At 73.9% G+C, this 12,342-nt stretch carries 12 protein-coding genes and 1 tRNA gene; 4 read left to right on the forward strand and 9 right to left on the reverse strand.

Features of this window, described 5'->3' with window-relative positions:
- Positions 1 to 16: 16 nt before the first annotated feature.
- The 3 genes from ACNJ93_RS10505 to ACNJ93_RS10515 form a co-directional block, all read right to left on the reverse strand.
- On the reverse strand, positions 17 to 484 hold the full coding sequence (locus ACNJ93_RS10505) for a single-stranded DNA-binding protein (protein ID WP_418957108.1): 468 nt from the start codon (positions 482 to 484) through the stop codon (positions 17 to 19).
- Positions 485 to 610: 126 nt separating this feature from the next.
- Complete coding sequence (locus ACNJ93_RS10510) at positions 611 to 2,440, reverse strand: GTPase (protein WP_418957109.1); 1,830 nt, start codon at positions 2,438 to 2,440, stop codon at positions 611 to 613.
- Positions 2,437 to 4,038 carry a dynamin family protein gene (locus ACNJ93_RS10515; RefSeq protein WP_418957110.1) on the reverse strand — a complete coding sequence of 534 codons (1,602 nt, stop codon included), beginning with the start codon at positions 4,036 to 4,038 and terminating at the stop codon, positions 2,437 to 2,439. Before ACNJ93_RS10515 ends, ACNJ93_RS10510 begins: the two co-directional genes overlap by 4 nt.
- Before the next feature lie 347 nt (positions 4,039 to 4,385).
- Between ACNJ93_RS10515 and ACNJ93_RS10520 the strand changes: the two genes are divergently transcribed.
- Positions 4,386 to 4,458 (forward strand) — tRNA-Arg (locus tag ACNJ93_RS10520).
- A gap of 55 nt (positions 4,459 to 4,513) precedes the next feature.
- Here ACNJ93_RS10520 and ACNJ93_RS10525 read toward each other — a convergent pair.
- The 3 genes from ACNJ93_RS10525 to ACNJ93_RS10535 form a co-directional block, all read right to left on the reverse strand.
- The gene (locus ACNJ93_RS10525; protein ID WP_418961364.1) at positions 4,514 to 5,782 is read right to left on the reverse strand and encodes a DEAD/DEAH box helicase; all 1,269 of its coding nucleotides are present in this window, start codon (positions 5,780 to 5,782) and stop codon (positions 4,514 to 4,516) included.
- Positions 5,783 to 6,316: 534 nt separating this feature from the next.
- Positions 6,317 to 6,520 carry a cold-shock protein gene (locus ACNJ93_RS10530; RefSeq protein WP_007502648.1) on the reverse strand — a complete coding sequence of 68 codons (204 nt, stop codon included), beginning with the start codon at positions 6,518 to 6,520 and terminating at the stop codon, positions 6,317 to 6,319.
- A gap of 197 nt (positions 6,521 to 6,717) precedes the next feature.
- Entirely contained in the window at positions 6,718 to 7,161 is a 444-nt protein-coding gene (locus tag ACNJ93_RS10535; protein ID WP_418957111.1) for a YybH family protein, read from the reverse strand.
- A gap of 227 nt (positions 7,162 to 7,388) precedes the next feature.
- Here ACNJ93_RS10535 and sigJ point away from each other — a divergent pair, with 227 nt between their 5' ends.
- The gene (gene sigJ, locus ACNJ93_RS10540) at positions 7,389 to 8,339 is read left to right on the forward strand and encodes an RNA polymerase sigma factor SigJ (RefSeq protein WP_418957112.1); all 951 of its coding nucleotides are present in this window, start codon (positions 7,389 to 7,391) and stop codon (positions 8,337 to 8,339) included.
- A gap of 204 nt (positions 8,340 to 8,543) precedes the next feature.
- Positions 8,544 to 9,461, forward strand: a complete 918-nt coding sequence (gene pucL, locus ACNJ93_RS10545) for a factor-independent urate hydroxylase (RefSeq protein ID WP_418957113.1) — start codon at positions 8,544 to 8,546, stop codon at positions 9,459 to 9,461.
- A gap of 12 nt (positions 9,462 to 9,473) precedes the next feature.
- Here the strand turns inward: pucL and crcB are convergent, their stop codons facing one another.
- The 3 genes from crcB to ACNJ93_RS10560 are packed head-to-tail and all read right to left on the reverse strand — an operon-like array spanning position 9,474 to position 10,978.
- Positions 9,474 to 9,824: a fluoride efflux transporter CrcB gene (gene crcB / locus ACNJ93_RS10550; protein ID WP_418957114.1), complete on the reverse strand. Its 351-nt coding sequence runs from the start codon at positions 9,822 to 9,824 to the stop codon at positions 9,474 to 9,476.
- Positions 9,821 to 10,237: a FluC/FEX family fluoride channel gene (locus tag ACNJ93_RS10555; RefSeq protein ID WP_418957115.1), complete on the reverse strand. Its 417-nt coding sequence runs from the start codon at positions 10,235 to 10,237 to the stop codon at positions 9,821 to 9,823. Before ACNJ93_RS10555 ends, crcB begins: the two co-directional genes overlap by 4 nt.
- A 9-nt stretch (positions 10,238 to 10,246) precedes the next feature.
- Positions 10,247 to 10,978 (reverse strand): DsbA family oxidoreductase, encoded by a 732-nt coding sequence (locus ACNJ93_RS10560; protein WP_418957116.1) that lies wholly within the window; start codon positions 10,976 to 10,978, stop codon positions 10,247 to 10,249.
- A 168-nt stretch (positions 10,979 to 11,146) separates the two neighbouring features.
- On the opposite strand from ACNJ93_RS10560, the gene ACNJ93_RS10565 reads away from it, so the two are divergent.
- Positions 11,147 to 12,232, forward strand: a complete 1,086-nt coding sequence (locus ACNJ93_RS10565) for an LLM class flavin-dependent oxidoreductase (protein ID WP_418957117.1) — start codon at positions 11,147 to 11,149, stop codon at positions 12,230 to 12,232.
- Positions 12,233 to 12,342: the final 110 nt, after the last annotated feature.

Raw genomic sequence — 12,342 nt, forward strand, 5'->3', positions numbered from 1 at the left:
TCAGCACAACTGCAGGTCAGAATACGGGCGTCGGGGCCTCTACGGAGGGTGGCGCGGGCGTCACGGATGCCTCCATTCCACTTTGCGACTGCGCATCATCTGAGGGCCTCTCAGCAGCCGCGACCGGCCGGACCGCCCGTCTGAACGCCGCCGTGCCGCGCGACAGATCGTGGCCCGCCGCCACCGCGTCCACGTCCACGAACGTCTTCCGCCGGCCGTCCCGCTCCTCCTCACGGACCCTCAACCGCCCGTGCACCACAAGCGGATCGCCCACCGTCACCGACGCCGCCAGGTTCGCCCCCAGCGCACGCCAGGCCGACACCGTGTAGAAGCTCGTGCCCCCGTCCGCCCAGGCAGCCTGCTCCCGCAGCCAGCGCCGCGCGGTCACGGCGAAGCGGAAGCGGGCCACGCCGCCCATGGGCGTCTCCCGGTACTCCACCCCCGTCGCCACGTTCCCGACCAGCGTCACCGTCGTCTCGTTCACGTCCTGCCCCCGTCCACGACCCCAGACGTCCACGGGCCCCCTGCCCGCGGCACCGGACTCATCGTGGCGCGGATCCGCTCCGCCCGCTCGCGCCTGTGGACAGCCACGGCGCTGGGGAAAACCCCGTCACCTGGACGAGTGGGCCGAGTGGGACGAGTGAGACGGGCGGAGGGAGGGGGCCGGGTGCACCGGGTGATGACCCGAGGCGGTCGCGTGCCCCGACACCCGTACGTACTGCTCCCGCACCTCGCGGTACCGCATCAGCTCCGCCGCCACCGGGTCCAGGACCCGGGCCCGCCCGCAGGCGGCCGCGGCCTCCCGCAGCCCGCGCTCGGCCTCCTCCCCGTACCGCCGTGCCGGCCCCTTCGCCGCCGCCGCGCAGGCCCACTCCACCAGCGGTCCGCCGACGATGCCGCCGAGCATCACCAGCGCCGGCGGCAGCAGCCCCGGTTCGAGGACCCCGATGATCTGGCCCACCAGCCAGAGCGCCCCGAAGATCTGCAGCAGCGTCATCGACGCCTGGAGGAACACGGCCGCCGGCCACCACGCGGGCCTCGGCGGCCGGCCCGCCGGTTCGACCGCCGCCACGGCGAGTTCGTCGAGGGCCTCCGGCAGCCCCTCCGCCCCGCGTTCGGCCGCCTCGCGCACCGCCAGCGCCCAGGGCGCCGGCAGGCCCCGGGACGCCTCGTCGGCGACGATCCGCACCGCCTGCTCGACGCGCTGCCGCGCCGTCGGCTCCTCCTCCACCGGCGACTGGAGGCGCGGGTCCGTGCTGCCGTGGTCGCGGGTCCGCTCGTACCAGCGCCACAGCCGCAACCAGGGCGTGCCGCAGGCCCGGTTGGCGTTGCGCCGCCAGGCGCGTTCGGCGGCCTCGCCGGCCGCGGTGGCGCCGACCGCCACGGCGAGCCGGGCGGCGAAGTCCTCCCGGGACCGCTCGCCGAGGCCGGGCCGGCCGTCCGCGACGTACACCGGGCGCAGCCGGCGCGCCGCCGCGTCCACGTCGGCGGAGAGCCGTCGGGCGGGCGCGGTCCGCTCCTGCACGAACCGGCCCAGCAGGTCGCGCAGTTCGCCGAGGCCCTCGCCGGTGAGCGCGGACAGGGCGAGGACGGTCGCGCCGGGTTCGCCGTGCTCGCCGAGGGCCATGCCGTCCTCGTCGAGCAGCCGCCGCAGGTCGTCCAGGACGAGGTCGGCGGCCTCGGCCGGGAGCCGGTCGATCTGGTTGAGGACCACGAAGGTGACCTCGGCGTGGCCCGCGAGCGGCCGCAGGTAGCGCTCGTGCAGGGCGGCGTCGGCGTACTTCTCCGGGTCGACCACCCAGATCACCGCGTCGACCAGCGCGAGCACCCGGTCGACCTGGTCGCGGTGGGCGGTGACGGCCGAGTCGTGGTCGGGCAGGTCGATCAGGACGAGGCCCTGCAGATCGGCGTCGGCGGCCCCGCCGGCGAGCGGCCGGCGGCGCAGCCGGCCGGGCACGCCGAGCCGGTCGAGCAGCCCGGCGGCGCCCTCGGACCAGCTGAGCGCGATCGGGGCGGCGGTGGTGGGCCGGCGCAGCCCGGTCTCGGCGACGGGCACCCCGGCCAGCGCGTTGAACAGCGTCGACTTGCCGCTGCCGGTGGCCCCCGCGACGGCGACGACGGTGTGCCGGGACGACAGCCGCTGCCGGGCCGTGGCCTCGTCGATCACCCGCCCGGCCTCGGCGAGGGTCTCCGCCTCCAGGCGGGCCCGGGAGAGGCCCACGAGCTCGTGCAGGGCGTCCAGGCGGACGCGCAGGCCGCCGCCGTAGGCGCCGCCGACGGGCAGGTGCGGATCGCGGCGCTCGCCGTCCTCGGGGGCGTCCACGTCGGCGGCGCTCTCCGTGCCGCCGGCGGGGGCGGGACCGTCCGGGTCCGGCTTCGGCCGCTCGGCCACCCGGCGCGCGATCAGTCCGTCGTCCCAGCGGTCGTCCACCGTGCTCACCGGCTCACCTTCTCCTTCTTCAGTACGGACAGGGCGGCGATCAGCGCGGCCTGCGGCTCCGGCGTCACGTCGAGGGCGTCGAGCGGGGCGAGCCGGCGGTCGCGCTCGGTGTGCAGGACCCGGTCGAGGCAGTCGGCGACCAGCTCGCCGCCCCGGTCCCGCAGCCGCAGCGCCCCCTGGGCGCCGAGGAGTTCGGCGAGCCGGTCGCCCGCGGCGCGGGTGCGGCGGCCGCCGAGGAGTGCCGCGGCGAGCAGGGCGGCGACGGTCTCCGGGTCGGGGGCGGAAGGGCGTTCGACGCCGTTCAGCTCCTCCTCGGCGAGCTCCTCCAGTTCGCGCCGCCAGCGCCGTACGGCGATGCCGATGCGCTCGCCGGACTCCCGGTCCGGTACGCCGCGGACGCCGATCGCCCCGGCCGCGGGCTCGCGCCGCCACGCGTCCCGCACCCGCTCGTCGGCGGCGGCGACGGCGCACTGCAGGAGGGCGCCGAGGGACTCGGCGAGGGAGTCCAGGAGCTCCGCGGCGGAGCAGTCCCGGGGGTAGGCGCGCCAGCGGGTGCGGGCGTCGCCGGCGAGGACGGCGCCGCGGGCGAGCCGGTCGCGGACCCGGGCGCCCTGGTCCTCGTACGCGGCCTCCACGGCCCCGCCGAGGCGGACGGCGGCGGCGTACTGGGCGGCGACGGCGCCGGCGAGTTCGGGCATGCGGGTGTCGAGGGAGTCGAGCACGCCGGCGGCCGTGCGCCCGGCGGCCTGCTGGCGGGCGGCGGGGTCCTGGGCGCAGTGGGCGAGCCAGGAGCGCAGCGCGGCGACGGCGGTGTCGGGGAGCAGTCCGCTGCCGCCGCCGGCGGACTCGGGCAGCTCGGGGATGGTGAACCGGGGCACCTCGCCGAGCCCGGCCTTGATCAGCAGCGCCTCGTACTGGCGGGAGACCTCGCCGACGACCTGGTGCGGGACGCGGTCGAGGACGGTGACGAGGGTGACGTCGTACTCCTTGGCGGTGCGCAGCAGGTGCCAGGGGACGGCGTCGGCGTACCGGGAGGCGGTGGTGACCATGACCCAGATGTCGGCGGCGCAGATCAACTCGGCGGCCAGGACGCGGTTCTCGACGACGAGGGAGTCGATGTCGGGGGCGTCGAGGAGGGCGAGGCCGCGGGGCAGCGAGGAGGCGGTCTCGACGCGCAGGACGCCGGCGTCGGCGGTCTGCTCGGCGTCGGCGCGGTCCTCGTCGTGCTGCGGCAGCCAGACGCGGGTGAGCTGCGGCAGGACGCGCATGCCGGCGAACCAGTGGTGGTCGTCGGGGTGGCAGACGAGGACCGGGGTGCGGGTGGTGGGCCGCAGGACTCCGGCCTCGCTGACGAGGCGTCCGACAAGGGAGTTGACCAGGGTGGACTTGCCGGCGCCGGTGGATCCGCCGACGACGGCGAGCAGGGGGGCGTCGGGATCTTTGAGCCGGGGCACCAGATAGTCGTCGAGTTGCGCGAGGAGTTCGGCGCGGGTCTGGCGGGCCCGTGGCGCACCGGGAAGGGGGAGGGGCAGACGCAGCGCGGCGACTCGGTCGCGCAGGGCGGAGAGTGCGTCGAGGAGCTGAGGCCGTTCTTCCATGGTCACCACATGCGAAGAATGCCCAATTTTGGAGCCTTTTTGAAGCGTATAACGCCCCTGCGCGCCGATATTGCGGACGCGGGGACGCGCGCGGGAACGGACGCGCGGACGGAAGGAACAGAAGGGACGAGCGGCGCTCAGGCATAACGAGTGCACAACACCCGGCCCGGGAGGCGGAAAAAGCGCTGCGTGAATCGCGCCTGCCTGCGATTATCGGTTCGCTTCACCGAACCTCCACATCGTGCCACGCAGGTGAAGCACGCGGGCCAAGGCGATTCGAGCCCTATCCTTGACCCGGCACGGCCACGGGCGTCCCCCGGGACACCCGAGCCACCCGGCCCTCACCGGCCCCCGTAGCTCAGCGGATAGAGCAGGTGCCTTCTAAGCACTTGGCCGCAGGTTCGAGTCCTGCCGGGGGCGCACGATCAGGACCCTCCTTCGGGAGGGTCCTTCTGCGTGTGCGGGGCGGCCGCGGTCAGCGGCCGGTGGTGCGGGGACGGCGCGGGCCGCGGCGGCGGCCGGAACCGGACCCGGGGGTACGGGGGCGGCGGGCCGCGGCGGGCGCCGCGGGCGCCGGGGCCGGGGTCTCGAGGACGACGGCCACGCCGGAGGGCTCGCGGGCACCGGTGAGGGCGGCCAGCTGCGGGTCGCTGGACTTCATCCGGGCCGTACGGGGCTGGATGCCCGCGGCCGCCATCAGCCGGGTCACCTCCTGCTTCTGCGCGGGCAGGACCAGGGTGACCACGCTGCCGGAGCCGCCCGCGCGGGCCGTACGGCCGCCGCGGTGGAGGTAGTCCTTGTGGTCGCCCGGCGGATCGACGTTGACCACGAGGTCGAGGTCGTCGATGTGCAGGCCGCGGGCGGCGACGTTGGTCGCGACGAGGGCGGTGACGCGGCCGGTCTTGAACTGCTCCAGGGTGCGGTTGCGCTGCGGCTGCGTGCGGCCGCCGTGCAGGGCCGCCGCGCGCACGCCCACGGCCAGCAGCCGCTTGGCGAGCCGGTCCGCGGACCGCTTGGTGTCCAGGAAGAGGATCACCCGGCCGTCGCGGGCGGCGATGCGCGTCGTGACGGCCTTCTTGTCGGTCTCGTCCTGGAGGTGGAGCACGTGGTGCTCCATCGTGGTCACCGCCCCCGCCGACGGGTCCACGGAGTGCACCACGGGGTCGGTGAGGAACCGCGCGACCAGCCGGTCGACGCTGCGGTCCAGGGTGGCGGAGAAGAGCAGCCGCTGCCCGTCGGGCCGCACCTGCCCGATCAGCCGGGTGACCTGCGGCAGGAAGCCCATGTCGGCCATCTGGTCGGCCTCGTCCAGCACCGTGACGCGCACGTCGCCGAGGACGCAGTCCCCGCGCTCGACGAGGTCGTTCAGCCGGCCCGGGCACGCCACGACCACCTCGGCGCCGCGCCGCAGCGCGTTCGCCTGCTTGGTGAGGGACAGCCCGCCGACGACGGTGGCGAGCCGCAGGTCCAGGGCCGTCGCGTACGGGGTCAGGGCGTCGGTGACCTGCTGGGCAAGCTCACGGGTGGGGACCAGCACCAGGGCGAGCGGGGCCCTGGGCGCCGCGCGCCGGCCGGCCGTACGGGCCAGCAGGGCGAGCCCGAAGGCGAGGGTCTTGCCGGAGCCGGTACGGCCCCGCCCCAGCACGTCGCGGCCGGAGAGGGCGTCGGGCAGGGTGGCGGCCTGGATCGGGAAGGGCGTCCGCACGCCCTGGGCGGCGAGGGTCTCCAGCAGCGCCGGGGGCAGGCCGAGCTCGGCGAATTCGGCGACGGGCGGAGCGGCGGGCGCCGGGTTCGCGGCGAGCTCGAACGCACTCGCCGGGGGCGAGGACGGCTGCGACTGCGACTGCGGGTGCGCCTTCTGCCGATCGTTGGGCTGCGCCTTCGACGGCGACTTCTGCCGCGTCTGCGCCGGTGCCTTCGACTGTGCCTTCTGCTGCGTCTTCGGCCGCGATTTCTGCTGGGTGGCCGGCTGCGACTTCTGCTGGGTCGCCGGGCGCGACTTCTGCGTCGCCTGCTGAGCCTTCGGCTGCTTCTTCGGCCGGTCGTTCGCCTGCGCATCGGGCTGGGCGGCCGACTGCGGGCGGGACTTCCGTCGCGGGTTCGACTGCGGCTGCGACTTCTGCTGTGCGTTCGACTGCGGCTGCGGCGACGTGGCTCGTCGGGTGGGTCTCTGGGGGCTTTGGGACATGCGGTCGTCTGCCTTTCTACGAACAACACAAACCGGGGTCCGCACCGCTACGGTGCGGACCCCGGTGAGCGACGGATACGCGTCCGGCGATCAGGCGGGAACGATGTTCTCCGCCTGCGGGCCCTTCTGGCCCTGCGTGACGTCGAAGGAGACCCGCTGGCCCTCCTGGAGCTCACGGAAGCCCTGCGTCGCGATGTTCGAGTAGTGGGCGAAGACGTCGGGGCCGCCGCCGTCCTGCTCGATGAAGCCGAAGCCCTTTTCCGAGTTGAACCACTTCACGGTTCCCTGTGCCATGACAATCTCCTTCTGTAGGCAGAGGCCCCATCCGGAGAAGCCGGTAAAACGAAATATGCGCCTGCGGAAAAACATTCCGGTCAGGCGCACATAGGTTCATGGGTACCACAACTGCAACACTCAAACCGTAGCACGCCCCGGCGGTCCGCGGGGGATCTTGGGGGCGTGCTCCGGCACGGAAATCCTCCCGCCGCAGGTCAGGCGGCGGGCTGGTCCTTCTCCTGCGGGAGCCAGACCATGAAGGTCGCCGGGTCGATCGGGATCGAGACGTGCTCGTGGGTGATCGCCCACGCCCCCTCCGAGCGCTGCAGGCAGGTGGTCTCCCGCACCCAGACCGCACCCTGGAAGTCGCCCTTCCGCTTCCCGGAGTCGCGGTGGAGCATGTACGCGAACGCGGTGTCGCCGCCCACCGCGAGGGTCAGGTCGTGCGTCTCCAGGGTGATGTCGCCCTCGTAGCCGTCGAACCACCGCTGGAAGTTGCGGCGGATCTCCTCCTCGCCGGTGAACCGGAGCGGGGCCACGGCGTCGTAGTAGACGGCGTCGGGGGCGTAGAAGGACATCAGCTTGTCGAGGTCCTTGGTCTGCTGGGCGATGGCGCGGTCGGCCAGGAACGCGCGGATCTCGGTCTCGTGGTTCGTCATGGTGCGGTCCTCTCCATGGGTGCTTCCGTCGTGCTTGCGTGGTGCTTCCGTCGTGCTGCGTCGTGCCTGCGCAGGGGCCGGACCGTGGCGTTCGGTCCGTCGACGGGTACGACGAGGCGGGCCCGCAGAATGTGAGGGGTGGGCGCGCCACGGCGCGGGCCTCACATTCCGGGGCGCCGCCTCGTCGTACGGGTGAGGGAAGTTCCGACCGAGGGAGCCGCGACACCATGACCGTCCCGTCCGCAGCGGAAGGCGACCGGACCGAGCCCGCCGACGCCGACCCGGCCCTGGCCGCGCTCACCGGCGAGCGGCGCCGGCTGATCAACCTCGCCTACCGGATGCTGGGCTCCCTGGCCGAGGCCGAGGACGTCGTCCAGGAGACCTACGCCCGCTGGTACGCGATGTCCCCGGAGCAGCGGGAGGGCATCGCCTCCCCCGGCGGCTGGCTGACGAGGGTCGCCGGCCGCATCTGCCTGGACCAGCTCCGCTCCGCGCGCGCCCGGCGCGAGCGCTACGTGGGCGCCTGGCTCCCCGAGCCGCTGCCCGGCCGCACGGCCTGGCCCGAGCCCTCGGGCGACGACGGCACGGCCGATCCGGCCGACCGCATCACGCTCGACGAGTCGGTGGGCATGGCGTTCCTCGTGGTGCTGGAGTCGATGACCCCCGCCGAGCGGGTCGCCTTCGTCCTGCACGACGTCTTCCGGTACTCGTTCGCCGAGGTGGCCGACGTCGTCGGGCGCAGCCCGGCGGCCTGCCGTCAGCTGGCGTCCTCGGCCCGCCGCCGGATCGACGCCTCGCGGGCCCCGGCGCTGCCGACGGCGGCCCGGCAGGCGCGCGCGGTGCGGGACTTCAAGGCGGCCTGGGAGGCCCGGGACATCAACGCCCTGCTCGGCGTGCTGGACCCCGACGCGGTCGCGGTCGGCGACGGCGGCGGGCTGGTCACGGCCACGCTCCACCCGCTGGAGGGCGCCGAGACGGTGGCCCGGTTCTTCACGGAGCGGCCCCGCCCGGCCGGTCTGGAGCTCCGGGAGTGCACGGTCAACGGCCAGCCGGGCCTCGCGGCCCATCTGGACGGCGCGGTGCTGTCGGTGTACGCCTTCGACGTCGCGGACGGCCGGATCCGGCGCATCTGGGCCGTCCTCAACCCGGAGAAGCTCCGTCCCTGGGCCGAGGACTGACGTGCGCCGGGCGCCCGGCCGCCCATTGCCAGCGGCCGGGAAGGCACTTATCTTCGTGCGGACACCTACGGACCGGGATGCTCGTCAGTCCCGGGGCGGCCCCGCTTCGGGCGGGGTCGGACGGCGGGGGGCGACCTTCTTCGCAGGGCGCCGGACGCCGGGCGTACGGGATCTCCGTATCCGCGTACCCGCAGGAGCAGGCACATGAGCAAGCACGTCCTCGCGCAGAACCAGTACGGCAAGGCCGAGAACCGCATCGTCAAGATCACCCGCAAGGGCTCGGACGGTTCCTGGCACGAGATCCGCGACCTGAACGTGTCGGTGGCGCTGCGTGGCGAGTTCCGCGACGTCCACCTGACCGGCGACAACGGCAACTGTCTGCCGACCGACACCACCAAGAACACGGTCTACGCCTTCGCCAAGGAGCACGACGTCACCTCTCCCGAGGCGTTCGGCATCCTGCTCGCGAAGCACTTCGTGAACTCGCAGGCGGTGATCCACGAGGCCCAGATCCGCGTCGAGGAGTTCGCCTGGGAGCGGATCCCGGTGCCGACCCGCAAGGAGCAGCACTCCTTCGTGCGCAGCGGCCAGGAGGTCCGCACCGCGCAGATCACCTACGGCGGCAGCACGGGCCTGCAGGTCATCTCGGGTCTGAAGGACCTGACGGTGATGAACTCGACCAACTCCGAGTTCCACGGCTACATCAAGGACAAGTACACGACGCTGAAGGAGGCGTACGACCGCATCCTGGCGACGAAGGTCACCGCCCGCTGGGCGCACTCCTCCTCCGCCGCGGACGACGCGGAGCACGACTGGGACCGCTCGTACAAGAAGGTCCGCACGCACCTGCTGGAGGCGTTCGCGGAGACCTACAGCTACTCGCTGCAGCAGACCCTGCACGCGATGGCGGACCGGGTCCTGGACAACGTGGCGAGCGTCAACGAGGTGCGGCTGAACCTGCCGAACAAGCACCACTTCCTGGTCGACCTGGAGCCCTTCGGGCTGAAGAACGACAACGAGGTGTACTTCGCCGCCGACCGGCCGTACGGCCTGATCGAGGGCACCATCCACCGCGACGGGGTGCGGCCGGTCATCTCGACCAGCGACTGGATCGTGGCCTGACGCCTGACGCGCTCAGCCTCCGGCCGCCGCGACCCCGAGCCACACGGCGAGGAGTCCGGCGGCCACGCTGCCGAGCACGTTCGCCGCGGCGTGCCGCCGGGCCCCGCTCTCGTACAGCTTGAGCGTCTCGTACGAGAACGTGGAGTACGTGGTGAGGGCGCCGCACAGGCCGGTGCCGAGCAGCAGCTGCGCCTGCGCGGAGGAGACCCCGGTCAGCAGGCCGAGCACGAACGAGCCGGCGACGTTGACGGTGAGGGTGCCCCAGGGGAACGCGCGGCCGTGCCGGGTCTGCACCGCCCGGTCGACGAGGTAGCGCAGGGGCGCGCCGACCGCGCCGCCGGCCAGCACCAGCAGCCAGTTCACGCGGTCCGCCCCTTTCCGGCCAGGGCGGCGCGGGTCGCGGCCGTGGCCGCCGCGACGGCGGCGAGCGCGCCGAGCGGCGTCGCCGCGAGGTACGCCAGCGCGCGCACGGTCTCCCCGGCCGCCAGGAGCCGCTGCGTGTCGAGGGCGAAGGCGGAGAAGGTGGTGAAGCCGCCGAGGACGCCGGTGCCGAGGAACGGCCGGACCAGCGGGTGCGGGGCGGTCGCGGTCTCCGTGACCAGGACCATCAGCACGCCGATGAGCGCGCAGCCCAGCGTGTTGACCCCGAGGACCGTCCAGGGGAACGCCCCGGCCGGCGTGGGCCACAGGAGCGTGGCGGCGTGCCGCGCGGCCGCGCCGAGCGCTCCGCCGGCGGCGACCGCGCCGGCCACCGGGAGCTGGGCGCGTACGTGCACGGGCTCAGGCTAGTCGGCGAGCGAGTCGAGGAGGGCCGTGGCCCAGGCGGGGTCGTAGGCGTCGAGGCGGGGCAGGCCCCCGTCGTAGAGGTCGCCGGTGAAGACGTACGTGGGGCCCGGGTTGTGGGCGGTGTAGCCGCCGGCCGCGAAGAAGTGCGGGCTGCCCTGGATGTCCGGGCCCTGCGCCTCGTGCCACTGCTCGTACACCTCGCGCCGGCCGGCGCCGCGGGCGAGCGCCGCCTCCAGGGCGGCGGCGTCGACGTCGGGGCAGCCCTCGGCGAGGTCGAGGATCACGGAGTGCACGGCGATGCAGCGGTGCTCGGTGTAGAAGGCGCGGCGCAGCGCGGCGTCCAGCTGGTCGGAGCCGCGCAGTCCGCCGACCTCGGGGGCCTTGGCGGCCTGGACGGCCTCGATCGCGGGCAGCACGGTCGACGGGTACTCCCAGGCGGGCGCGTCCCACAGCCGCCAGCCCAGCTCGGGGAAGTGCGCGCCGAGCATGACGACCTCGGCGTCCACGATGTGCTTGGGCGTGGGCTGCCGGTTGAACAGCTCCAGCGGGAAGGCGCGGTGGTCGATCAGCAGGTCCTGGCCGCGCTCGGCCGCCGTGCGGCGCAGGGTGTGCAGGGCGAGGGAGGCCCAGGGGCAGCCGAGGTCGGACCAGGCGGTGACGACGGCGGGGTCTCCCCCGCTCGTGCGGGGCCGGGGGCTCGGGGCGGGGTTCGCGTCGCGTACGGGTGTCATGGGGGCGAGGGTGAGCGCGGTCCGCCGGTCCGTCCAGGGGCCGCGGCACAGTTCGTCACCATGGCGCGAGCTTTCCGGATAAGTTTCCGTTTAGCCCGGGACTCGTGCACCATGGATGGGCGCGCACAGTCGTGCGGGCACCTTCCTGGGGCGGGACGGAGTCAGCAAGTGCAGTTCGGGATCTTCACCGTCGGGGACAGGACCACCGACCCGACGAACGGCAGCACGCCGGGCGAGCACCGGCGGATCAAGGCGATGGTCGAGCTGGCCGTCAAGGCGGAGGAGGTGGGCTTCGACGTCTTCGCGACGGGCGAGCACCACAATCCGCCGTTCGTGCCCTCGTCGCCGACCACCCTGCTCGGGCACATCGCGGCCCGCACCGAGAGGCTGATCCTCTCCACCTCGACGACGCTGATCACCACCAACGACCCGGTGAAGATCGCCGAGGACTACGCCTTCCTGCAGCACCTCGCGGACGGCCGGGTCGACCTGATGATGGGCCGCGGCAACACCGGTCCGGTGTACCCCTGGTTCGGCCAGGACATCCGGCAGGGCATCCCGCTCGCCGTGGAGAACTACGCGCTGCTGCACCGGCTGTGGCGGGAGGACGTGGTCGACTGGGAGGGCCGCTTCCGCACGCCCCTGCAGGGGTTCACGTCGACGCCGCGCCCGCTGGACGGGGTGCCGCCGTTCGTCTGGCACGGCTCGATCCGCTCGCCGGAGATCGCCGAGCAGGCCGCGTACTACGGCGACGGCTTCTTCGCCAACCACATCTTCTGGCCCAAGCAGCACACGGCCCGGATGGTGGACCTGTACCGCCGCCGGTACGCGCACTACGGCCACGGCACGCCCGAGCAGGCGATCGTCGGGCTCGGCGGGCACGTGTTCGTCCGGCGCAACTCCCAGGACGCGGTACGGGAGTTCCGCCCGTACTTCGACCACGCGCCGGTCTACGGCGGCGGGCCCTCGCTGGAGGAGTACATGCGCGAGACGCCGATGACGGTCGGCTCGCCGCAGCAGATCATCGACCGGACGCTGTCCTTCCGCGAGTACGTGGGCGACTACCAGCGCCAGCTGTTCCTGGTGGACTCGGGCGGGCTGCCGCAGAAGACGGTCCTGGAGCAGCTGGACCTGCTCGGCGAGGAGGTGCTCCCGGTGCTGCGCAAGGAGTTCGCGGCGCTGCGGCCGGCGGGCGTCCCGGACGGGCCGACGCACGCGGCGCGAGTGGCGCGGAAGGCCTCCGCGACGGACTGAGCCGCGCGGCGGCGGTGACGAGGCAGCAGGGGCGGCGCCCGGCCTGGGGCATGAACCGGGGCCGTCCCCTTGCTGCCTCGTGAAGCGATCGTGCGACCGGCCGGGGGGCC

It is taken from the genome of Streptomyces tritici (genome assembly GCF_048500665.1).
In the GTDB taxonomy this organism is placed as follows: Bacteria; Actinomycetota; Actinomycetes; order Streptomycetales; family Streptomycetaceae; genus Streptomyces; species Streptomyces tritici.

What these genes read in the sequence shown, in the direction of transcription:
- ACNJ93_RS10515 (WP_418957110.1), bottom strand. Translation starts at nt 4,038, where the DNA reads ATGGAAGAACGGCCTCAGCTCCTCGACGCACTCTCCGCCCTGCGCGAC.
- ACNJ93_RS10530 (WP_007502648.1), bottom strand. Translation starts at nt 6,520, where the DNA reads ATGGCACAGGGAACCGTGAAGTGGTTCAACTCGGAAAAGGGCTTCGGC.
- ACNJ93_RS10535 (WP_418957111.1), bottom strand. Translation starts at nt 7,161, where the DNA reads ATGACGAACCACGAGACCGAGATCCGCGCGTTCCTGGCCGACCGCGCC.
- sigJ (WP_418957112.1), top strand. Translation starts at nt 7,389, where the DNA reads ATGACCGTCCCGTCCGCAGCGGAAGGCGACCGGACCGAGCCCGCCGAC.
- pucL (WP_418957113.1), top strand. Translation starts at nt 8,544, where the DNA reads ATGAGCAAGCACGTCCTCGCGCAGAACCAGTACGGCAAGGCCGAGAAC.
- ACNJ93_RS10560 (WP_418957116.1), bottom strand. Translation starts at nt 10,978, where the DNA reads ATGACACCCGTACGCGACGCGAACCCCGCCCCGAGCCCCCGGCCCCGC.